The sequence below is a fragment of the Paenibacillus sp. FSL F4-0087 genome (assembly GCF_038020215.1).
Lineage (GTDB): Bacteria > Bacillota > Bacilli > Paenibacillales > Paenibacillaceae > Paenibacillus > Paenibacillus taichungensis.
Window position 1 is genome coordinate 6706847 of record NZ_JBBODJ010000001.1, and the last position, 23984, is coordinate 6730830.

Annotated in this window: 18 protein-coding genes; 4 read left to right on the forward strand and 14 right to left on the reverse strand. The window is 46.0% G+C overall.

Features of this window, described 5'->3' with window-relative positions; translation table 11 throughout:
* Positions 1-94: 94 nt before the first annotated feature.
* Positions 95-1075: an alpha/beta fold hydrolase gene (locus tag MHB84_RS30280; protein WP_256716769.1), complete on the forward strand. Its 981-nt coding sequence runs from the start codon at positions 95-97 to the stop codon at positions 1073-1075.
* A gap of 92 nt (positions 1076-1167) precedes the next feature.
* Here the strand turns inward: MHB84_RS30280 and MHB84_RS30285 are convergent, their stop codons facing one another.
* The 3 genes from MHB84_RS30285 to MHB84_RS30295 form a co-directional block, all read right to left on the reverse strand.
* Positions 1168-1821: a hypothetical protein gene (locus MHB84_RS30285; RefSeq protein WP_076288326.1), complete on the reverse strand. Its 654-nt coding sequence runs from the start codon at positions 1819-1821 to the stop codon at positions 1168-1170.
* A gap of 273 nt (positions 1822-2094) precedes the next feature.
* Positions 2095-3576, reverse strand: coding sequence for a DHA2 family efflux MFS transporter permease subunit (locus MHB84_RS30290; RefSeq protein WP_076288859.1), 1482 nt, complete (start codon positions 3574-3576; stop codon positions 2095-2097).
* A 63-nt stretch (positions 3577-3639) separates the two neighbouring features.
* The gene (locus tag MHB84_RS30295) at positions 3640-4227 is read right to left on the reverse strand and encodes a TetR/AcrR family transcriptional regulator (RefSeq protein WP_076288325.1); all 588 of its coding nucleotides are present in this window, start codon (positions 4225-4227) and stop codon (positions 3640-3642) included.
* 219 nt (positions 4228-4446) lie between these two features.
* Here MHB84_RS30295 and MHB84_RS30300 point away from each other — a divergent pair, with 219 nt between their 5' ends.
* Entirely contained in the window at positions 4447-5397 is a 951-nt protein-coding gene (locus MHB84_RS30300) for a LysR substrate-binding domain-containing protein (RefSeq protein WP_083678814.1), read from the forward strand.
* Positions 5398-5440: 43 nt separating this feature from the next.
* Here the strand turns inward: MHB84_RS30300 and MHB84_RS30305 are convergent, their stop codons facing one another.
* The 8 genes from MHB84_RS30305 to MHB84_RS30340 form a co-directional block, all read right to left on the reverse strand.
* Positions 5441-6205 (reverse strand): SDR family NAD(P)-dependent oxidoreductase, encoded by a 765-nt coding sequence (locus MHB84_RS30305; protein WP_076288323.1) that lies wholly within the window; start codon positions 6203-6205, stop codon positions 5441-5443.
* 58 nt (positions 6206-6263) lie between these two features.
* Positions 6264-7970 carry a M28 family metallopeptidase gene (locus tag MHB84_RS30310; protein ID WP_076288322.1) on the reverse strand — a complete coding sequence of 569 codons (1707 nt, stop codon included), beginning with the start codon at positions 7968-7970 and terminating at the stop codon, positions 6264-6266.
* Positions 7963-9216 (reverse strand): M20 metallopeptidase family protein, encoded by a 1254-nt coding sequence (locus tag MHB84_RS30315; RefSeq protein ID WP_076288321.1) that lies wholly within the window; start codon positions 9214-9216, stop codon positions 7963-7965. The genes MHB84_RS30310 and MHB84_RS30315 overlap by 8 nt, the downstream gene beginning before the upstream one ends.
* A gap of 15 nt (positions 9217-9231) precedes the next feature.
* Positions 9232-10221 (reverse strand): ABC transporter ATP-binding protein, encoded by a 990-nt coding sequence (locus MHB84_RS30320; protein WP_076288320.1) that lies wholly within the window; start codon positions 10219-10221, stop codon positions 9232-9234.
* On the reverse strand, positions 10199-11215 hold the full coding sequence (locus MHB84_RS30325) for an ABC transporter ATP-binding protein (protein WP_076288319.1): 1017 nt from the start codon (positions 11213-11215) through the stop codon (positions 10199-10201). Before MHB84_RS30325 ends, MHB84_RS30320 begins: the two co-directional genes overlap by 23 nt.
* Entirely contained in the window at positions 11193-12116 is a 924-nt protein-coding gene (locus MHB84_RS30330; RefSeq protein ID WP_246318140.1) for an ABC transporter permease, read from the reverse strand. Before MHB84_RS30330 ends, MHB84_RS30325 begins: the two co-directional genes overlap by 23 nt.
* Positions 12117-12132: 16 nt before the next feature.
* The gene (locus MHB84_RS30335; RefSeq protein ID WP_076288318.1) at positions 12133-13083 is read right to left on the reverse strand and encodes an ABC transporter permease; all 951 of its coding nucleotides are present in this window, start codon (positions 13081-13083) and stop codon (positions 12133-12135) included.
* Positions 13084-13175: 92 nt separating this feature from the next.
* Positions 13176-14783, reverse strand: a complete 1608-nt coding sequence (locus tag MHB84_RS30340) for an ABC transporter substrate-binding protein (protein WP_076288317.1) — start codon at positions 14781-14783, stop codon at positions 13176-13178.
* Positions 14784-15038: 255 nt separating this feature from the next.
* Between MHB84_RS30340 and MHB84_RS30345 the strand changes: the two genes are divergently transcribed.
* A complete protein-coding gene (locus MHB84_RS30345; protein WP_179087137.1) occupies positions 15039-16541 on the forward strand; it encodes a carboxypeptidase M32 in 1503 nt (500 codons plus the stop codon).
* Between the two features lie 114 nt (positions 16542-16655).
* Here MHB84_RS30345 and MHB84_RS30350 read toward each other — a convergent pair whose 3' ends face one another.
* The 3 genes from MHB84_RS30350 to MHB84_RS30360 all read right to left on the reverse strand — a co-directional run bounded on the left by MHB84_RS30350 (position 16656) and on the right by MHB84_RS30360 (position 22560).
* Complete coding sequence (locus tag MHB84_RS30350) at positions 16656-17873, reverse strand: MFS transporter (protein WP_076288315.1); 1218 nt, start codon at positions 17871-17873, stop codon at positions 16656-16658.
* Positions 17874-18114: 241 nt separating this feature from the next.
* Positions 18115-21357: a bifunctional cytochrome P450/NADPH--P450 reductase gene (locus tag MHB84_RS30355; protein ID WP_076291136.1), complete on the reverse strand. Its 3243-nt coding sequence runs from the start codon at positions 21355-21357 to the stop codon at positions 18115-18117.
* 273 nt (positions 21358-21630) lie between these two features.
* Positions 21631-22560 (reverse strand): NAD(P)/FAD-dependent oxidoreductase, encoded by a 930-nt coding sequence (locus tag MHB84_RS30360; protein WP_076291135.1) that lies wholly within the window; start codon positions 22558-22560, stop codon positions 21631-21633.
* 396 nt (positions 22561-22956) lie between these two features.
* On the opposite strand from MHB84_RS30360, the gene cyoE reads away from it, so the two are divergent.
* Entirely contained in the window at positions 22957-23880 is a 924-nt protein-coding gene (gene cyoE, locus MHB84_RS30365; protein WP_373561693.1) for a heme o synthase, read from the forward strand.
* Positions 23881-23984: the final 104 nt, after the last annotated feature.

The following is a 23984-nucleotide window of genomic DNA, read 5'->3' on the forward strand; positions in this document are numbered from 1 at the left end:
GGCAAAAATAATTAAGGTGGAATTAAGACTCTGTTTTCTCTCCAATAAGATTGGGCATATATGATAGAGAAAATACAGAGAGAGTATGTGAGAGATGATGAAAAAATTTCGCAGAAGATTATTTAAGACGTTTATATTCGGAGCAGTGGCTTTACTTCTCCTTCTGGTTACGGGCTTTATCTATCAACAAGTGAGTACCCGTCAGGATCAGAAAACATTTATTCCGCCTGGCAAGCTCTACAGCATACATGATGAAAATATGCATTTATATACGGGTGGTCAAGGAAATGCAACAGTTGTCCTTGCATCCGGGTGGGGCACCGCTAATCCTTATGTAGACTATTATCCGCTTTATGAAAAGCTTGCACCGTACACGAAATTCGCGGTTTATGATCGCTTTGGCTATGGTTATAGCGATATGACCGATAAGAAACGCGATGTGGATACTGTGGCAGATGAATTGCACGAGTTATTAGAGGTATCTGGGCAAAAGCCGCCATACGTTCTGGTGGGGCACTCCCTCGGTTCGCTGGAAACGCTCCGATTTGCGCAAAAATATCCGGATGAAGTACAAGGTATTGTCATGTTGGATGGGGGAAGTCCGGAATATTACGCCAACGACACTGACGATATGGCAAGTGTGATTGGTGGCTTCATGAACCAATTTCGGATCAAAACCGGTTTGTTTCGGTTGACTCTACAGTCTGACGCTATTCTGGAAGCCTCCAATGCCAATCGCAACGGCCTGAAGTTTGTACCAGATGATCTGAAAAAAATAGATACCACGGCTCTATTGCTTAACTATGGGAATGCGAACACTGTGGATGAGCTGCGTGAAATGACAGCCAATGCCAAGGTAGTCGTCGATAACAAAAAGCCCTTCCCGTTTCCACTAACCATACTGACAGCAGATTACTTCGGAGCCAGTGAGCCGATATGGGATAAAACCCAAGCTGAATTTACGTCCTGGTCGGAACATTCCAAACATGTAACTGTAAAGGATACCGAGCATTATATTCATCAATATCACCCGGATCTTGTTGCCAATGAAATATTGGAACTGGTTAAGAAGTAGATTTCCTAAACAAACGCAAAATAGCGTAAAATTTCTTTCAAAAAACCCCAACGATTCTGGTAATCGTCAGGGTTTTTATTTCGTTAAACTCGTTACTGTGCTAGTGCCATCCTCGGTGTTAGCGATCTGAAATGTGCCAATGCCTCTTGAACCTCCGTGCTCGTAAGACCGTGTCGATCAAAATAATGCACGATCTCCTCCATGTCAGTTCCATCACCGCTGTATATCCGCTCAATCTTTCGAATAATCTCTTGTTGTAATCGCTCCCGCAACCGCATACAACTGACAGGTTCACATAGCCAAAAATCAGTTCGCTTGACCTCACCTGTTGCAGTCCATAACAAATTCTCATATCGTATGACATCCCAATCACGATAACCCGCCTGAATCTGCTGAAGTTCTGTTGAGAACATATCATATATCAGATTGTGCGGTATGTGCCCGTATGTTATCCGAAACTGTCTCAGATTGAGGCCATCGATCCATTCTGTCAGCACAAAATTCCCCGAAGCGTATGCATACAATTCGGGAACATGGTGGTTGTTTTGCAATGACATGAGCGCGTCACATTCAAATTCTCCATCCACTTTTCCACGAGACGTATATACCTTAAGGCAATACTCTTGTAAACGATAGACAACCGACTGCTTTCCCATTAGTGAAGCTTGCATGGTCAGATGACCATTTTTCTCGTATCGATCTAGCAATTGTTCAATATTCGCAGGAATTGATTTAACGATTCTCATAAAGACGTCTCCTTGACTATAAGATACATTCTAAAACGTTTTCCTCTATCCGTTATTATTAATCTACTCTCTATATTATCTTTAAAATTTCATATGAACATATACAATTTCGCCAGAACATGAACTATTTGCTTCCAAAATCGAGATTTATTTTATTCGACTGGCAGTTTTATTTTCACTCTAATGGATGGAACCCGTTTCATGTCAAGGTACAAAAAAACGATGCACTCTATTAATGAGAGAGCATCGTTTCATTACTAATATGACTTTCAATTAATGCATAGGTCCTTGTTGCCCCTGCTGAGCACCGACCTTAACTCGTTTCACGAAGAGTGAAATGATCAGACCAATGACAGCAAGAACCAGTGCGAAAATAAATGCATTTTGTACACCGGATGTGAAGCCAGCCAACTGATTCTCTGGACTCTCAGGATCTGTCACACCGCTCAAGAAGCGTGTCTGACCTGCGCTCAATATACTTACCGCAACAGCTGTACCAATAGCTCCTGATACCTGCTGCAATGTATTCATAATCGCCGTTCCGTGAGGATAGAAATCAGGTGGCAATTGATTCAAGCCGTTGGTTTGTGCAGGCATCATGATCATTGAAATCCCGATCATCATGAAGATATGCAGCGTAATAATCTTGCCCAGGGTCGTTGTCGGAGTAATTCCTGTGTACAAGAAGAGTACAACAGTTACGATCGCAAGACCGATAATCACAAGCCACTTCGGACCAAATTTGTCAAACAGACGCCCCATAACCGGAGACAAGAATCCATTCAGCAAGCTGCCCGGCAGCAGTACCAGACCGGCAGTCAGAGCCGTAACCGCCATACCTTGTTGCAGGTACATCGGCAGGATCAGCATGGATGACAACATCATCATCATACAAAGGAAAATCAGAATCAAGCCGACTGTAAACATTGGATATTTGAATGCCCGCAGATCCATCATCGGCTGTTTCATTCTCAGTTGACGGATGCTGAACAGCAGCAAAGATAATACTCCAATAACCAGTGTGGCTACAACGATAGGACTGGTCCAGCCACCACCACTTTCCCCATGTCCTCCTGCACTACTGAATCCGTACACGATACCACCGAAACCAAGTGTGGAAAGCACAATGGAAAGAACATCAATTTTGGGCTTGGTCAAATTCGAGATATTCGGTAAGAACAGCAAGCCGCATACCAATGAAATAATGAAGAACGGCAAGGAGATCCAGAAAATCCAGTGCCAGCTCAGATTGGCCAGAATCAGACCCGAGATACTCGGACCACTTGCTGGTGCAAACATGATAACCAGACCGATCAATCCCATGGCAGCGCCACGTTTTTCAATCGGGAAAATAACCAATATGGTGTTGAACATTAGTGGCAGTAACAGAGCTGTACCTACAGCTTGCAATACCCGTGCCACCAAGAGAATTTCAAAGCTCGGTGCAATAGCAGCAACTAGCGTTCCTGCAATCGAAAAAATCAGAGAAGTTGTGAACAACTGTCTCGTTGAAAACCATTGTAACAGCATACCGGAAACCGGCACCAAAATACCCAAAACGAGCAAATAACCTGTCGTTAACCATTGAATGGTCGTTGGTCCAACTTCGAGCAAGCCCATAAGTGGTGTCAATGCCACATTTAGTGCAGTTTCACCGAACAGACCAATAAAACCGCTAAGTAGCATAGCGAATAAAATCGGAAATACTTTATATTGTTTTGTTTCTTGTTGATCCTTTACAGAACCAGCCTTCATGGCAGCTTCCACAATCCCATCCTCCTCAAACAATCTGACGATTTCTATTTCTCTTTACGAAGCTTACTGCTTCTCTTTTGCATTTTTCGCCACAACGGACAAATAATCAGCAGCCGTCAGCAAGGGCTGTTTGTCCTGGTTGGTCAGGCTGATAATCAACGCGCCCTCCATTAAGGAAATGACGAGTAGTCCCATCTCTTGTGCTTTCTTTTCACCTATGCCATCCAAAATCAGATGTTTCGTAATGATTTGCTGCCATCCTGCAAACACGTCCTGACATGCAATTCGCAATTGATGACTGATGCACGAGGTCTCCACGGCTGCCCAGAAACTAAACGGAAGAAAACCCGTAAACCCTGCCGCCTCCGTTTCAATGGCTAAGTCATGAATAAATTGCTGAATGGCATCCCCCGTATTTTCATGAGCAGCAAATACTTCTTCAAACTTCTGCAGAATGTTTTCATTGGCTTTTTGAATACACTCGTGAGCGAGCTCTTCTTTGCCATGTGGGAAATAATGATATAACGAGCCTTTTGGCGTACTGCTCTCCTTAATAATCTGATTTAGACCGGTCGCATGATATCCTTGTGAAAAAAACAGTCTGGCTGCTGTGCTGACGATTAGTTCTCTAGCATTAGACTTTTCACTCAATAAAGCCACATCCTTAAATGAATTATAACAATCGGTCTATATAATTAAAACCGTTTCGAAAAACACTGTCAACCCTTATATTTCGGCCATTTTTTGTGATAGCGCTATCAATTCAATGCACGGAAAGAACAGGAGCAAATTATCCTTGATAACATTTTAAAAACATAATATCCTATTGGGATAGTAAGCATTAATCATGATATACTGATCATTACAATAATGAATAGAAAGGTGTTTGCCATGGAAATGCGAATGATCAAGACCTTTCAAACAATTGTAAAGCTCGGGAGCTTTCAACAGGCAGCAGAAGCTTTGCAGTATTCACAACCCGCTATTACACTGCATATGCAGAAGCTTGAAGCCGATCTGGGTATGAAATTACTGGATAGAGGCAAAAAGATTAAATTGACGGAAGCGGGGAAAATTTTTTACGCCAGAGCCGATCAGCTCTTGAAGGAATACGAGTATTTGACAAATACGATCACAGACATTCAACAGGGACAAGCGGGGTTTGTACGAATTGGAGTATCCGAGCCAACAGCCAGCCATCGGCTTCCTGCTATTCTGTCTTCTTTTGTTAAACAGAATCCCAAGATTAAGCTCAGCGTGCGCATCGGGGACAGTAAGCTGCTTAATGAATTGCTAATTGATGAGCAGCTTGACTTTGCCGTCTGCCCTTCTCCTGAGACGAGTATGGAGACCGAGTTTCAACCGCTGCTTTTTGAACCGATGGCATTGCTGTTGTATGATTCACATCCATTTGTTCAGGGTGATGAAATCCATTTGGCTGATCTGAAAGGACAACAATTCCTATTCACACCCCCTAATTGCCCGATTCGCATCCGCATTGAGCAGTTATTGGCCGAGAAAATCGACAGCGATTATCAGGGAATCGAAATAAGCAATATCCGGTCTCACAAGTATTATGTACAAGCCAAATTAGGCATAACCATTGCTCCGGTTGCAACAATCTGCCCAGCCATTCCCGGTACTGTTATCCAAAAAATTGCCGATCTCAAGGTTGGGCCCATTGCAGGCATTTTGCGTAAGCGAAATATACCGCTTGGTTCCGCGAGCGAAAAGCTCATGCTCGACATTCGAGCTGCGCTGCTTCAGAGCAATTTATATGTTCCTGAATTTGAACTCCCTTCCCAGCTGGCTATGCCATAAAATTGACTCACCAGCTGCCATTCTATTTTCAGGATGCGAACTGTTACTTGAGTCTGCCTGCCGTGCGTCCACCATCAACCGTTAATATGCTGCCTGTAATAAATGAAGCCTGGTCTGAGGTCAGATACAATATCGCTTGGGGAGCGTCATCTGGACCTGATGTCCGGCCTAGCGGTGTAATTTTGATCATATGTTCTGTATGCTCTTTCGTCATCACACTAACCTCGCTGCCGGGTGCATAACCCGGCACAACCGCATTTACCCGAATGCGATAGGGCGACAACTCCAGGGCAAAGGTTTTGGTCAGCATCTCGATCCCTACTTTTGAAACCGAATAATTCCCCATGCCGACACCTGCGGTGGAAGCTGCCCCAGAGCTTATATTAATGAAGGAACCTTCTACTTCGCTCGCAATCATCTGTTTGGCAAAATGCTGAGTGAGCAGGAATGGCGCTGCCAGATTCAGATCCATTGTCTCATTCCAATGTTGAAGTGTCATATTCATGAGTGTGCGGTATGGATATATTCCCGCATTATTGATGACAATATCCGGGGCTTTCCATTGCTGCTCGACCACTTGAACCAATTCATTAATGGACTGTTCATCCACAAGATTCGTTACATGCCAGTGAACATCCACTCCCTCCTGCCTCAGCTTGTCTACTGTATTTCTTAGGGCATCCTCCCGGATATCGGACAAATAAAGGCTCGCGCCTTCGGCGGCATATGCTTGTGCAATCCATTGGCCAAAAACACCTGCCGCTCCGGTAATGACTACCCTTTTCCCTGCAAATGTTCGTTCCGGCATGACAGTCGCTCCTCTATATCATGATGTTCTTGCTGTAAACAGGCTGCTTGAACTTGGGTTAATTCAAAACGAGATTCTTTTCGGCCTCCACGACCAGTCGCACTGCCTGCTTTATTTCATAACCAATCCGATTCACCTGACGTATAAGTGATGTTTGGAGTCTGAAAAAGGCTTCACTTCCTACTTCGGCTGTCGCCAGAAGCTCGATGTCTGACAGCGCAGGCACAAGTGAATGACTGCCTGCGGCGTCATGATCATAGCGGCTGCCTCGCACATAATTGATGGGCACCAGCCATCTGCTAAGTGACAATATCGTTCGGTTCGCTTCTGTAACAGAAGCATCCGGCAGGGACGTGGAGCCTATCCGGTCATAGAAATGGTCCGTGGCATTCTGTAGCTGCTGGATCCTGCTTGTTAAGCGTGAAAGATTAAGCTTGTCTCCGATAAGTTCTGTGTAGTAACCAACTCGTTCGGAAAGGGTTCGGATCGCCTGTCTCTGGTCAAGTGGAATAATGGGAGAAGAGGCAGCATTATGGACAGCTGCTGCGTACACTTTGCAATCACGTGCCAGATAATCTCCGTCAATTTTGTCCAGCGTATCCTCAGTCGTATGCCACCACCAGCCAAACCAGCCCTCAGGCTGATAGGACAGCCCCATAAAAGCGGACGGAAGTCCAGCACCCCAGAAGGACTGATCTCCCGACCTTCCAAATGGAGAACCGCGAAAAGGTTCATCCGTGACGGTACGTATGGCATTTGCACAAAGTGTCCGTGTCTCTGCCATTGTATTGGCTGCACCGAGCTGACTCGCTCCCTTGGCGCCCACGGAATCAATATTGATATGCAACACCCCGTTTTCGTGCAAATCTTCCCAATGAAGATCGCTGTATAATGCAGAGCCGGCATATCTGCCGTGGGAATGGCCTGACCAAAATGCGAACCGAACGGAGCGCCGCAGCGTGTTACGATGCAATGATAATACCCGTGCCGTCTCCACTATGACTGCATTGGCGGAGCCGTTATCCATCGCCCCATAATGCCATGAATCCACATGTCCGCTAAACAACACAAAGGATTCAGGCTCTTCCGTCCCCTTTATCTCAGCAATCAAGGTCGGAATGTTCACCCAGTCTGTGCGCACTTCCGCGGTCAACGTAATCTCTACATTCTCTCTTTCTTCGGCGGCGATTAAAGACTTGATCTGCTCTCCATCTGAATGGTTGACCGACAGAACCGGAATAGACGGATAGCCATCATCCTCTGGTGTCGGATTTCCCCACACGGAGGAAACGATCATTTCATGCGTGTACGCACCACTATTGATAAATATGACCGCTACTGCACCCAACTGCTGCAAACGATAAATCGTGGGACCATTCGCAAGTCCGTGAACGACCACCGCTTGACCTGTCACTTGATTGGCCCAGTCGGTCTGGTCTGAATCCTTTAGCTCTATGAATCTCAAAAGCGTGCTCAACTGTTCCGCCTGGGCTGACATGGAGTGCGTGATAGCTGCAAAAGAAATGCCGCCGACCTTAAGTTCTGCACTGACAGGGATACTGATGTAGGCTTTGTCAAACGTAAGCTCGGTGGTCAACCCAAAATCTTCAAGCTGTTCCTTAATATAATGGAATGCCCGTAGTTCCTCTTCGGAACCCGATAAACGAATCTCCTTCGCAATCTGTCTGTTGTATTCAAGCAAGAAATCACGGTCGATCTCATGCAGTATGGAGTGCACCTCCGACTGCTGCTTCAACTCAGTCATGTCGATTCCCTCTCTCCTCATTGCCTGCTGAAACACTCAGGGCAACCCTTGTTTCATCATCACTGCTCTGGTTCAAGTAACGGATGGCTGCTTCTCCAAGAACCGATATACCTGTAACAATCGCTTGCTCTTCAAAAATAATGGAATCACTGTGAAGGGGCAGCTCTGATCGGGCATCTTCTTCTGTAACCGTGCCGAGCCGGAATATGGCACCTGGCACATATTCGAGATACGCTCCAAAATCTTCGGCGCCCATGGATGGCTCCTTCAGATACACCACGGCTTCCCGGCCAATGGTATCTGCCGCTGCCTGTTCAATCACATCGACAATATAATCATCGTTTATTACAGGAGAACCGCCGCGGTAGTAATCAAATTCCGCTTTTCCACCGAACCCTTCCGCAATGGTCTCAATGAGTCGCTTCATATATACTGGCACTGCTTCACGCGTCTCAGGATTGTGCGTACGAATGGTACCTCTGAGTTGAACCTCCCCAGCGATAACGTTATACGCATTGCTATTGCTTTGCAGTTTCGTAATCGAGATGACAGAAGAATCAAGCGGAGACAAGTTTCGGGATACTACCGTTTGCAACGCAGTTATAATCTGGGCAGCAATGATGACCGGATCGATGGTTCGATGTGGATAGGCAGCATGTCCCCCTTTTCCCGTCACTCGTATATCAAAAGCATCTGCCGCTGCCAGCATGGCCCCTTTTCTCAAACCAATCTTGCCAGCAGGCAAATCCGGCCACACGTGGAGCGCAATGATCGCATTCACTTCCGGATTATGCAATACACCTGCATCAATCAGATCCGTTGCCCCTCCTTGAACTTCCTCAGCAGGCTGGAATATGAACTTCACCGTTCCCTGGAGCTCATCCCTGTGCTCACTTAATGCGGCTGCTGTTCCAAGAAGAATGGCGGTATGAACATCATGCCCACAAGCATGCATCACCCCTTCGCGAACGCTGGCAAACGGCAATCCTGTCTTCTCTACGATAGGCAGTGCATCCATATCAGCGCGAATTCCAATGGTTCTTCCCTCACGTCCGCCTTTCAAAAGCCCGACAACCCCTGTGCCGCCTACACCCGTCTCTACTTCGAGACCAACGTCCTCCAAAAATTGAGCAACCAGCTTGGCCGTTTCAAACTCCTGGTGACCAAGCTCAGGATTCTGGTGAATATGGCGGCGAAGCCGTATAGCTTCGTCCTTCCACTTTTCGGCTGAACTACGAAAACTCATTGTTTCATTCCTCCTCTATTCATCGTATAAATGACACTGCACTTCACGGTCTGGAGTGACGAATCGTTTCTGTGGAACGACCTGTCGGCATGTCTCCATAACGTATGGGCATCGGGTATGAAAAACGCAACCGGCAGGTGGATGAAGTGGCGATGGGATCTCACCGCTTAATACAACTCTTTCCCTTTTGGCACGAGGATTAGGGATCGGTACCGCAGACAATAATGATTTGGTATAAGGATGCAAAGGATCGGCGAATAAAGCTTCCGCTGGCCCCTGCTCCACCATCTCGCCCAAATACATCACACCGATGCGGTCGGCAATATGGCGTACAACGCTAAGGTCATGTGCAATGAATAAATAGGAGATGCCCAGCTCCTCCTGAACCTCTTCCAGCAAATTAATAACCTGGGACTGAATCGATACGTCCAGCGCCGATACGGGTTCATCACATATAATGAGCTTCGGTCCAAGGGCCAACGCTTTAGCTATGCCCAGCCTTTGACGCTGACCACCTGAAAATTCATGAGGAAACCGCTCGTAATGTTCTTCACTGAATCCTACTTTGCGCAGCAACGACATGGCTGTTTCCGTTCTGTGCCGTTTGTTGCCCTTCTTGTGGATTAACAGCGGTTCTTCTATGGAGTAACCGATGCGTTTACGAGGGTCCAACGAGGTGTACGGGTCCTGAAATACCATCTGCATATGCTGCCTGTAGCTTCGCAATTCTTTTTTGCTTAACCCCAGAATATCTGTGCCCTCATAAAATGCTTCCCCTGATGTTGGCTCAACAAGTCGGAGAATCGACCGCCCGAGTGTGCTTTTACCGCAGCCGGATTCGCCCACCAGGCCAAAGGTTTGTCCTTGGTGGATGTCAAAGGATACCCCGTTGACGGCCTTGACTTGCCCCTTGGTTCTACCAAAAGAAGATCGAACAGGGAAATGTTTGTTCAGATTGCTAACCTGCAGCAGCGGCTTCGACTCATCCAATGATTTCGAGTTCATGTGTCTCCTCCTGAATCGTTACTATTCCGGGATACCAGCAGCGTACCAAATGTTTCTCGTCCACCTGTTTCAAGGAAGGTGCTGCCCGCAAGCATTGTTCATCCGCATAAGCGCATCTTGGAGCGAATCGGCAGCCTGTTGGAACCTGATGCAGCGCGGGTACCGTTCCCTCAATGACATGAAGCTTGCTGTGCTGCTCGCCATCAATACGGGGAATGGATTTCATTAAACCTGACGTATACGGATGCTGGGGATTGAAAAATAAATCGTCCACGCTTGCCTCCTCCACGACCTGTCCAAGATACATGACGGCCACTCTTGTACACGTCTCTGCGACTACACCCAGGTCATGTGTAATCAGGATGACACCAAGTCCCGTCTTCGCTTGCAGACTTTCAATCAGCTCTAGGATTTGCGCCTGAATCGTCACATCCAGTGCCGTTGTCGGTTCATCTGCGATAAGCAGTTTCGGATTACAGGCAAGTGCCATGGCAATCATGACCCGCTGTCGCATGCCTCCCGAGATTTCATGCGGATGCTCATCTACCCTCTTTTCCGGTGAGGGGATACCAGTCATACGTAGCAGATCCACGGCAGCCAGACGCGCCTGTCTGCCATTCATGCCTTGATGCAGCTTCAAGCTCTCGGCAATTTGTTTGCCAATCGTCTGAACCGGATTCAGGGAAGACATGGGGTCTTGAAAGATCATGGAGAGTTCATTGCCACGAATGCGTTCCATTTGTCTTTTGGATAAGCTTAAGAGATTGGTTCCTTCGTAGAGGACTTCACCCGAGTAATCCACGTAATCTTCGTCAAACAGTCTGAGAATGGATTCGGCGGTTACGCTTTTCCCGCAACCGGACTCACCTACGATGCCCAGCGTCTCCCCGGCAAGGACATGGAAGGATACGCCTTCCACCGGGTGAATGGTTCCTTTTTCGGTTGAAATGGACACTTTCAGGTCCTTCACCTCAAGCAGCGGTTGTTTTCCCACGACGTCTCCCCCTTTTCACCTTATTCGTATGTGGGTCGAGCAGATCTCTAAGGCCATCGCCGAACAGGTTCAGACCCAGTACAACGAGCACCAAGAAAATGCCCGGGAAGACAGTCATCCACCAAGCGTTGTAGATCACTGTTTTTCCGTCAAAAAGCATATTCCCGAGACTTGGGGACGGGGAAGGAATACCCGCTCCAAGAAAACTTAGAGAAGCTTCCGTCAGGATCGATACGGCAAAAATAAAGCTGGATTGGATAATGAGCGGAGACAGCGTATTGGGCGCCATATGAATCCAAATAATGCGCCAGCTGCTTGCTCCCTGCGCATGCAACGCTTCAATATAAGTTAACTCCCGAATGACCAGCGCCTTGGAACGAATAATCCTGGCCATCGATGGAATGAAGATAATACTTAGGGCGATAATGACATTACCCGGATTTGGGCCAAGAGCCGCCATAATGGAGATGGCAAGCAAAATGGACGGAAAAGCGAACAAACCGTCACAGATGCGCATAAAGATGTGATCCAGCACCGAATAACTTGCGGATAACAGCCCAACAATCATGCCGATTAAAGAAGATACGACCGTAACAGCAAAACCAACCGCAACCGAAATACGCAAACCATATACGGCGCGAGTGAATACATCACGTCCAAAGTTATCTGTGCCAAATATGTGCTGCAAGTTGGGCCCTTTAAGTCGATTCACCGGATCAATCTGTAACGGCCCGTATGGTGTAAGCAGCGGCCCGATGATTACCAGCAGCACAACAACAAGCAGAATTCCCGCCCCTGTGGTTAACAACTGATTATGCATAAAACGTCTGAATGCGATGCGACTGCTCTTCCCTTTGTGAAGTCTTGACGCAGCGATGGTGGTATCCGGATTGGTTATCAAGTTGTCTCCACCTCCTTCATCTCTTGCTTAATCGAACTCGTGGATCGACCAAACCATACAACAAATCAACGATTAGATTTACAAACACATAAGCAACCGTAACCAGCAGCACGGAACCCTGAATAACAGAGTAATCTCTTCGGCTTATCGAATTGACGATGAGCTGTCCCACTCCCGGAATATTGAATAGCGTTTCTATTACCGCAGCACCAGTAACCAGCCCACCGAATGATTCCCCAATAACTGTGAGAATAGGGATGAATGCAACGCGTAACGCGTGTGTATACACGATCGTTTTTTCTTTGACTCCCTTGGCTTTGGCGGTTTTGATAAAATTGCCGGACATCACATCCAGGATGGAGGATCTTGTCATTCGGGTAATGAGCGCTGCCTGAATGATGCCGAGCACGATGCCAGGGAGCAACAGATACTTGATATGCTGCCACAAACCCTCTGTGAGTGGTTGGTACCCTGCAACGGGAAGCCAGCGCAGCTTCACGCTAAAGAACATCACCAGCAGTGATCCCAACAGAAAGCTCGGAATGGAGATTCCCAGCATGGAGAAACCCATCACCGATTGGTCCACGATGGTCCCTCTTCGCTTGACTGCTGTAATGCCAAGGAACAAGGCGAGAAACACACCAATCACCTGTGCAATGATCGCAAGGGACAATGTAGGCGCCAGTCGTTCAAAAAAAGCCTCTGTCACAGGTTTGTCCAGAAAGATGGACTCCCCCAAATTCCCGGATAACAGCCCCAGCAACCAAATGCCGAATTGCTCATAGATCGGCCTGTCCAAGCCCAGCTTGCTTCTTAGCTCATCGATATCGGCTTTGCTTGCCTCTTCACCCAGCAGAATCGCAGCGGGGTCACCTGGTGTGACATGGATAATGGAGAACACCACAATTGCTACTACAAAAAGAACAGGTATCAAGGACAATAACCGACGAACAATATATCCACCCATATGAGGGCCACCTCACTTTCCAATGGCAAACGGAAAGGCGTATTCCTGTAGTAGCGATGCTACGCCTTTTCATCCGCTGCCTTTCCTTTTAACTATTTGTTATTGGTTGTATTCCAGAAGATCGGGCCCAAAATATTCTGGAAACCACTGATATTTTTCGATAGCGCTGTAACCTGTTTGGTGTGCCCGATCTGAGAGAATGGAACTTCGGTCCATACAAATTGCTGCAATTCGTCAATGAGCGGCCTTGCGGCCTCTACTGAATCGGACGTCCGAATTCCTTGAAGTAGCTCGCTCAGTTTCTCGCTCTTCAGCAGCCCTGCTCCGCCTCCCCAGAACGCATACTGGTAGAACGTAGGCCGGAACGCATAACTCATCGGGTAGATATCCCACCCTGTACCTGTGCCGAGTTTTTCCTGCAAAGTAGGCCAATCATAGACATCCAGCTTGACCTTGACGCCAATCGACTCCAGCTCCTGCTGCAAAACAACCGCCACGTTATATTGATCCACATAATCTCTCGTCGTGAAAATTTTGATTTCTTCGCCGTTATAGCCTGCTTCCTGAAGCAGTTGCTTTGCTTTATCCGCGTTAGCTTGGCTGTACGATTCTTTGCCTGCTTCCGAATACCAGTTCGGATATTCCGGTAGAACCAGAGAGGATGTCTTCACATAAAATTGTGGATCACGGAATGCCGATGTCAGTATGTCATCCACATTCTGAACGGCATTGACAGCCTGCCGAAGTTTGACGTTCTTGAACAAGCCGTCATTACTGTTGTAGAAATATCCAATCATGCCTCCCGGACTGAGGAAGGTTTGCAAGTCGGGATTGTCCGCAATCTGCTGTTCATTATCCACAGAGATATTCAGCGCAATGTCGTATTCCCCGGAAGTAATCCCGGCAAGACGGGTTGACTCGTCTGTTACGAAGCGGAAGTACAGGTCATCGACCAGTGCTTCCTTTTTGCCACCTGCTCCATCACTCGGCTCGGCACGGGCGGAGTAATCGTCATATTTTTTCAAATGAATATACTGATCCTGCTTCCACTCCTCCAATTGAAACGGACCTGTACCGATGAATGATTTGATACCTTTATCATCTGCTTCATCAACTACTTCTTTCGGGTAGATCGCCGCTGCTGGAATCGGATCAGCAAGAAGTTGCAGTGTTAGCAGAAATGGTGTTTTCAATTGAAGTACGACGGTATATGGGTCCGTTTCTTTGGCCTCGGCACCCACAAAGTTCGCTTTACCATGACTTGACAGTTTGATCCAGCGATTCAATGAAGCAACTACGTCCTCCGCGTGCAGTTCCTTGCCATTATGAAACTTCACACCTTGGCGCAGATGGAATGTATAGGATAACTTGTCGTCGCTAATCTCATAGGATTCTGCCAGCAGCGGAATGACCTGTGCATTTTTATCCAACGTTACCAGCTGCTCATAGATCTCGCGTGAAATATCCTTGACCGCTGTATTGGAAGACACATGTGCATCCAGTGTAACTGGTTGTGTTGGATAGCCAATGTTCAGTGCCCCGCCTGTCTTGCCTTCTGCCGATGTCTGCTGTGCTGGAGTTTCACCGGTTGTTGAAGAGGCCTGTGTACTCTGCTGGCCCTCTCCACCTGAAGCGCAACCTGCCAGAAGCAGGAATGCCAGAATCATCATTAAAGCAGGCTTGGTATGTTTTCTCATCATGTAACCCCTCTCGCTCTCATGCATAATGTTAAATCCAATTTCACTGCCCTGAATGATATACAAGTGTTCATGTCGGATTAGTGAAAATTGGTATTTTCAGGCTAAGGGAACAGAGGTATTTTGTAAAATAAGCAATCCTAATGTGTTAATTCATTTTTTGTAATCTACGAAAAAGCGTGATTCTCTGTACTTCCAACTATTCCGATGGTAATATACAACTTAAATTTCATCCTTTATCTGGAAGGAGTCATGAACATGACAACAATACAACGCTTGGATGCTGCACTTGCGGCACATATCGAGAAGATCGAACATTATAAACAGGTACAAACCCTGCTTGCCTGGGATGCTCGCACAGGGGCACCTCGAAAGGGCGCATCCTACGCCGCACGAGCCAAAGCAACATTGGCTGGAGAACTATTCAAGTTACAGACCGATTCTGATTTCGGTTTGCGATTAGAAGAAACAGCACAACAAGAGGACCTTGATGAGCTATCCAAGCGAATTATTGCAGAGCATTGGAAAACGTATACACGCTGGAGCGCCATTCCAATAGGGGAATATCAGGCATTTGTACAGCAGCAAGGTCTTGCAAACGCCGCTTGGCTGGAAGCCAGAGCTGCCAATGATTTTTCCATTTTCGCTCCGCATTTGAAACAGATCTTCGATGCAAGCTTGAAGTTTGCCGGATACTGGGGATACGAGCAGCATGCATACGATCCACTCGTACAGCAGTTTGATCCTGACCTGGACAAGGTAACGTTGGATCGCATTTTCAGTGAGCTGAAATCTGCTCTTATACCACTGATCCGTCGCGTCACCTCTTCCGCTAAACAACCGGACACATCCATATTCAACCATCCCTTCCCACTTGAACAGCAGCGGCAGCTTGGGATCGAGCTGTTACAAGCCATTCGCTACGACTTTGATGCCGGGCAATTCGGATCAACCGTGCACCCATTCAGTTCTGCCATCAATCCTTACGATGCACGTCTTGCAGCCAAATTTGTTGAAAATGACGTTCGCGTTTCCTTGTGGAGTGCTTTACATGAAGGAGGGCACTCACTCTATACACAGAATATTGACCCCAACCTGATACATACTGGACTTGGGATCTTCACTTCGTACGGCATTCATGAATCCCAATCGATCTTTTTCGAGAAATTCATTGGCAGACATAAAGGCTTCTGGGAAAACAACTATTTTATTTTGCAAAAAATCAAACCTGAAACGTTTGGCCATGTGAGTTTGGATGACTTTTATTTTGCTTTAAATGCAGTAAAACCGTCGTTTAACCGTTTTGAGGCCGACGAACTTACCTACAACCTGCATCTCATTATTCGGTATGAGTTGGAGCAAGCCATTATTGCTGGAGAAGTGGATTACGAAGGATTGCCTGAAGCATGGAATGATAAATATGAGGAATATCTGGGTATTCGCCCCCCGACTCATCTGGAAGGCATTTTACAGGATGGACACTGGAGCGCCGGCTTTGGATTATTCCCTTCCTATACACTTGGGTTTGTCTATGCAGCACAAATACACAAAGTCATCCGCCGCGAACTTCCCGATTATGATCATTTGATTGAATCAGATCATATTGAGACAATTACCGGATGGCTAACAACTCATATTCATCAATTTGGTAAATCAAGATCGGCGGACGAGCTAATCAAGTCCATCACCGGAAAAAGTATTGATACCGCTCCATTAATTCATTACTTAACGGAAAAATACGAGCAGCTCTACGAGTTGTAATGACTCTGTGATTCTGCAAAATAAAAAAAGCGAGGATTGATCCTCGCTTTTTTGGTGTATCATTTTTTAAATGGAATGTTGTATGACTTGTTGCTTGTTACACCCGTAACAGCTCTACCCATTTAGAATCCTCTTTTTCAAAATACGATTCACTTGCTCTGAGCTGGCTAGCATTAGGATAAGGAAAACAAGTACAACCAGCGGGAAAAATCCGATATTGGTTTTCGCAGCAAGAACGCCAAAAAGCGGAGGAAGCAATGTAGTTCCTGTGTATGCCAGTGCCATCTGGTATCCCATCAATCGGGCAGAATTCGCTTTGCCGAATCGAGCTGGAGTTTCATGAAGAAGTCCGGGATAGATGGGTGCAAGCCCCAATCCAATTAGCATAAATCCAGCCAGCGCAAACGAAATGGATAATGGAAGCAGCAAGATGATTCCGCCCACAATGGCAGTCACTTGACCCGCCAGAATTAACACCCGATTTTTTATTTTTAACGTGATAAAGCCTGTTATCAACCTGCCCATCGTAATACCACCGTAGTATAAGGAGATCCATCCCGCAGCCGTTTCTGCCGAAATGTTTCTTGCTCCTACCAGATAGCTGGCTCCCCATAAACCAACCGTCGTCTCCACGCCACAATAAAACAGAAATGCAATCAGTGAGTTTTTGACTCCCTTAATCTTCAATACATTCCGTTCGGGTCTCTCCTCATGCTGTACTAACGTGTTGTCTGCTTGCACATGATCTGATTCGTTGTTCAGACTCGCACGCTCCCGACTTGCAGCCACACGCTTCCACAACGGCAACGTGGCAAACAAAATCAGGACGAGGCAGCACTGGACGACAGCTACAGCTGTATAGCCGCTTCTCCAGGAATGATGTTCCGCAATGTAATATGACATAATAATCGGCCCTGACGTCGCGCCAACACCCCAGAAACAGTGCAGCCAGTTCATATGGTGTGCCTTGTAGTGCTCTGCGACATAATGATTCAGTGCAGCATCAACGGCGCCGGCCCCTAGACCGAGCGGAATGGCAAGAATGACGAGCCACACCAATGAAGGGGCGAAGGAAAATCCAAGGAGTGCTCCGGCAGTCAGACAACAGCTAATTAACGTAACCTTGCCTGTTCCCCATTTTTGAATCACCGTGCCACTTGCCAAGCTTGAAACGATGGTTCCCGCTGCAACGACCATTGACAGGATTCCTGCTGACCCAAACGAAGCGCCAAGTTCAGGCCACATAACGGGCCAGGCTGAACCTAGTAGGGAGTCCGGAATCCCCAGACTGATAAACGCAAGGTAGATAATGATAAGAAACCAAGTTGCCATAAATAGATCCCTTCCCTGTATATAAATTAAAAGTAAATGAAACACAATAATGCTAGTCAATTACTTTATTTATATACTTTATAAAGTTATTTTATTATATTGCTTCAAAAATTTTTCTTTGTCAATAGATCATATCAGCCAAATTAAAACAGCCGTAGATCTGGATTAGAAATTCCAGATCTGCGGCTGTTTTTGGACATAAGAAAAAGGCGGTTTATCGCCGCCTCCATCTTAACATTTCTCAACTTACAGGAGCCTTAGCCGAATCAACGGCTCGTTTACCTGCCCACACATCCTGGACGTAACGCCCTTCCGACTGAAGCTGATTGAGCCAATTTTTCGCCTCCTGGCGGGTTGCTCCCTTCGCCTTTTGATATGCTTGCCGCAAAGTCTCTTCCACGGCGGGAGCCATAAGGCTTCCATCCCCGCATACGTAGATTCTCCCTTTGGTATCAAGTAAATGAAGTAAATCTTCGGCTTCCTGTAACATCAGATGCTGAACATACGTTTTGGGCGTACCCTCAACACGCGAAAAAGCGGTGTGCAGCCTGACGATGCCTGCCTGTTCGTATTGTTCAAGTTCTTGACGATATATGAAATCCGAATCATTCCTGCAACCAAAGAACAAATGTGCTTCACTCAGTGGCAATCCTCTCTCTTTTAGCACAGATCTGGCCTGCAGGAAACCTCTGAACGGTGCAACCCCCGTCCCTGGACCAACCATAATAATTGGAACATCCGGCTCTTCTGACAGCTCAAATCCGGATCCTGGCGTACGTACAAACATCGAAATACTCTCTCCCGTCTGGCATTCGGCCAAATAGGATGAAGCCACACCACGGAATTCACCATTGCCGCTCCATGCAGGCTCTTTCACAACGGACACCGTGATACTGGCCTGCTTGGCATTGAAGTGTGGAGAGCTGGATATGGAATAATACCTGGGCTTGAGTGGAGGCAGCATTCCAAGGAATCTTTCAAACGGCAGCTCACAGGCTTCATACTTTTCCAGCAGTTCCAGCATGGTAGTTCTGTTTTGAAGTATATGTTCCCTGTAGTTGTTTTCTTCAAGCATCGCTTCCAGCTCACGTTTATGAGGTGGGCACACCGTATGGTTGGCCAGCTCCTGAAGCTGCGCCCTTGTAACAGGTGCTTGCAGCTCAACACAGAAATGGAGCAATTCATTCACTTTGACAGGACGGTTTAGAGGAAGATGTGTAAACTGTATTTCGTTCGAAGTTAATTGGATTTGAACCTCTCCTTTTAATCCGAAACGATGCAGGATGCGATTCACGATTTCATCTGCATTCAGGGGCAATACGCCAAGATGATCGCCTTCTTTATAGGTCATGCCTTCAGGCAGCAGCATCTCAATGTGACGTGTACTCCGCCCACTATCCATTGCCTGAAGCTCTTCATTCACCACTATAGTGGCATAGCTGGCATTGTAGGTTCGTGTAAGTGGCAGATCGGCTTTCTCGCGAACAAATTCCATTTGAAGTGTACCTCGTGAGGAGTGCTCCATCGATTCCTCGCTGATCCCCAACGCGTTTAACATCTGAGGCCACAACACCCGCTTCCACTCTTCCACTTGTTTCTCCATATCCCCGCCTGCATCGACTTCTCCCCGAGGTATCAGCCTGTTGCCTCCCAAGCTCGCAAGCTTCTCATCGACCAATCGAGGAATGCTCTGGTAGGTACCAGACCAGCTCCGATCCCCGCAGCCCAGAACTGCATAGGTCACACCTTGCACCTTCTCTGACTCGGCTTCCTTTAACCACTCGATAAATGCCGCTGCATTTTGCGGAGGTTTACCATTATACGAAGCTGTCACGATGAGAACGATCCCCTTATTGGGCAGACGGCCAATCCATTCATTCAATGCTGCGGCTTCGCTTGGAATTCCATAGGCACGGGCTTTCTCTGCAAAAACTCTGGCAATGCCTTCTGCCGTCCCCAGATTGGAGCCATATAGTACCAGTAATGTTGGATTGGCATTTACCGGAGTTGAAGTCGTCATAGATTCCACAATAGGGCTATGACCAGTTACATTTGTATGAATACCCTGATTCGGCTTTTCATTCGAGGGTGCAACATAAGCAATCAGTTTCGATGATACAGTACGTGCTCTCACCTGAATTCGAAAATCGCCTGGTTTTAACGTTAACGTTTGTTTCACATCCAACTTATAATCACTATAGTCAATCAGTTCAAAATGTTTAAGTACCATACCGAGTACAAGGGTTGCTTCATATAGAGCAAACTGCATACCGATACATGCTCTCTCCCCATTGCCAAACGGTTTATACGCATGATGAGGCACTTGAGTCGTATCTTCAAAACGTTCCGGCCGGAATAGCTCTGCATCCTCTCCCCAGGCTCCTTTGTCACGGTGAAGCTGAGGCAGAAGAATACTGCAGCTCTCCCCTTTTTTCAGCGGATATTTGCCACCGATGACAGTGTCTTCTTTGGCATAGACGTCAAATCCGGGAGCGGTTGGCCATAGACGCAGCGATTCACTGAGAATCATGCGGATATATGGGAGCTGAAGGATTTCCTCGTACTGTGGAGAGTCACTTACCAACACCCGATCCACCTCATCATGGGCCTTTTGAAGTGCTTCTGGATTGTTCAGCAAAAAATAAAGGGCAAAAGATAACAAACCACTCGTCGTTTCATGTCCGGCTATGAGGAACGTAATAATCTGATACCTAATATTCTCATCGTCCAGCGTTTCTCCGGTTTCCGGATCTTTGCCATTCAGCATACGAGCGAGCAAGTCAACCTCTTCAGGAGCAGCACTTGCTTTACGTTCCTCAATAATCTGATCGACCAATGAGAACATCGTTTGGATGTCTTCCTCGAACTGTCGCTTGGTTTTCACCATCAGCAGATTTTGGATTTTCAAGCGTGAGCTTTTTTGCATAGCCTCATTTAATGCACGAACCATACTTTCGATAAAAGGACTGTGATCCTGTCTGTAAAAGCTGTTAAATCGATAATTGAAACCACACAGTCCAATGGTATCCAGCGTAAGACGTGTCATGTCATCTGCTACATCAATGGTGTCGTTGGAATTCAAACGTGCCCATTTGTTTATCAATTGTTCGGCTATGTCGACCATCATCGGATGATAACCCTTCATCGCCTGTTTACTAAAGGTTGGAAGCAAAATATTATGTGCCTTTTTCCAGTTTGGCTCGGATGTTCTGCTTGTAAATAAACCATCACCTCCAAAGGCACGTACATTTTCGAGTTCATTGTATACAAATTTATCAAATCGAGATACGTCACATAATTCAGCTACCAGATCTGGGCCAGATACGATCAAACCGGAATAACCGGGAACGGTCAGTCGATATATCGGTCCATACTCCTCAGCTAATTTCCCAAGGGACAATGTTGGTTTCTCTTTATCAATCAAGGGCAGATTCCCGAGTGGTCCATACATTTTGGGCTGTGGAACGTTAGTTGCAATACTCATTTTAAACACCCTCTCCCAGAGTTTAAAATGATAGTATTATCTATCATTTGATACAATAATAAACCGTAAACAAATGAAAATCAAATATTGGTTTTATGACAAAAACGGTCGAAACTAGTCCACTTATCGATGGAGAATATCTACTAAAGATCTACTAAAAGATCGATTAAACACAAAAAGGGGATTGCTTTTGCATTCCCCTTTTTGATCAGATCTATTTTGTTGACTTATCGTTTGTGCAAAGTACTGGACAAGAAATTGTACATCGTAATTCTACGGGTTTAAATGTTTACCGCGCTCATCCCAGGCTTCCATATTAAGTTCACTGTTAATTGTTACAGCGGTTAATGCACCAAGGGACGCCGCAGTAATGGCCTGGTACAACTCCGATGCTGCATCTCCAGCGCTGAACAGACCCGGTACGGTTGTTTTGCCGAAATCATCTACAACGACTGTACCCGCATCCGTAACCTCACAGCCTATCGTCTGCGGAAGTTCTGATCCAGCCGTTAGTTTCGGTCCAAAGAAAATCCCGGTGCACGAGATTTCGGTACCATCTTCTAACACCACTTGCTGCACCATACCATCGCTTGATTCAATAGATTGAATTGGAGAGTCCCATATCGGGACACCATGCTGCTTCAATTCCTCCCTCTGCTCATCCGTCAATTCATCAGGTCCATTCGTGCAAATGGTAAACTGGCTTGTCCAGCCCGAGATCGTCTTGGCCATATGAAATGCCTTGGCTCCATTCACAATGATGACAAGCCGTTGATCTCTTAATTCCCATCCATCGCAATAAGGGCAGACAAAAGCACTCTTGCCATATACCTCTTTCAACCCGTTAATATCCAGTGGGAGGTCTTTTTTTCCGACTGCAAACAAAATTTTCTTTGTGCGATAGACTTCCCCTTGGGCCGTTGTAACTTGAAAATCACCATCTGTTCCTGTCACTGAAGTCGCTGTATCCCCTACAAAATGAACGGACAGATAAGCGCTAATCTGTTCTTTCGCAACCTTCCGAAATTCACGTGGACTTGCACCATCTCTTGTCAGGAAACCGTGTGTTTCACGCGTAACCCAATTACGTGGGCGTTCATCATCTATGACCACAACATGTTTGCGAGCTCGTCCTAGTACAAGTGCAGCATTAAGACCCGCTGGTCCTCCGCCTATAATTAATACATCCATCTTTTGATCCATATTTAACACCCTTTCCAGATATTCAATATCCTTTATTGTTACAAAAAAAGCCTATACTGATTACATCTTGCCTCCTACAGCTGTTCTTTAATAGAAACAATGCAAGATGAGATCACTTAATACTATTAAAGATCTCTTATATCTACAATAAACAAATAAAGCTTAATATGCAAGAAAAATATGCTTCTCTTGTTATCCCTACTATTCGGTTTCAATGACCTGTATCACAGAAAATCATTTTTAACAATTAAAAAAAACCTTGTTTTTAAATTGTTCACAATCAAATGACATTATTTTAAATACTAAATCGTTAATTAATTCACATACTGTATTGAGTGCTATAATAAAACCACGAGATATATAAGTATAGATATAGGAAGTGAGTTCTTGAAAACATTGAATAAAGGGGCACGGCCCGAAATCAGCCTGGAGTATACTAGCTCGATTCCGAAAGTATTTTTTGATACGATCAAGATCGGAATCATCAAATCCAATCTGATCGCCATGTTTGCCGGTTTAAGTTTGGCTTTGTATGTATTTGATGCATCTATTTTAGCAAATATTGTACCCATTATCCTCTCTGTTATCGGGTCTTCCCTGATTATTGGAGCGGCCGGGGTGTTTAACAATTTGTATGATCGGGATATCGATGCGATCATGGAACGCACCAAAACACGCCCAACGGTAACTGGTCGTGTAGATACCAAAACAGGTTTGATCCTCGGTATTGCCATTACGATTATCGGGGGCATCATGTTGTATATCGCTTCCCCTTCGGCTGCCGTATTTGGCATATTGGGACTGTTGTTGTACGTGTTCCCTTATACGATGTGGACCAAACGAACAACTGTATACAATACGGAAGTAGGAAGTCTTTCAGGCGCTGTTCCTCCACTCATTGGTTGGGCAGCCATTTCGCCAGAACTGGGTCATTATGAAATTTGGGCTTTGGTTGTTACCATGCTGTTGTGGCAGATGCCTCACTTCTATGGCATTGCCATCCGGAGATTTGATGAATACAAAGCGGCTGGCGTTCCGATGCTTCCTGTTGTAAAAGGTATCAGACGGACATACATCCAGACAAATGTTTATCTGGTATTGTTGTTGTTCTCCAGCTTCTTGTTCTGGCCGATGAGTCCGTTCATTGCCATTGTTGCGTTTCTGGTAAGTTTGGCTTGGCTTATTCTTAGTGTGGCAACTTTCGATAAGAAAGAAACCAAGAAATGGTCGCATAAAATGTTTATTTTCTCCATTAATCACATCACGATTATCTTCCTGGTCATCATTGCGTATTCATTGATTGCACCGCTGATCAAATAAAGATTGACCAAATGAGCAATAATAAAAGCCGTACAGATCTTAACTCTTTCAAAAAGAGTTGTCTGTACGGCTTTTTTCATTTGTTATAAATCGTATATCTTATC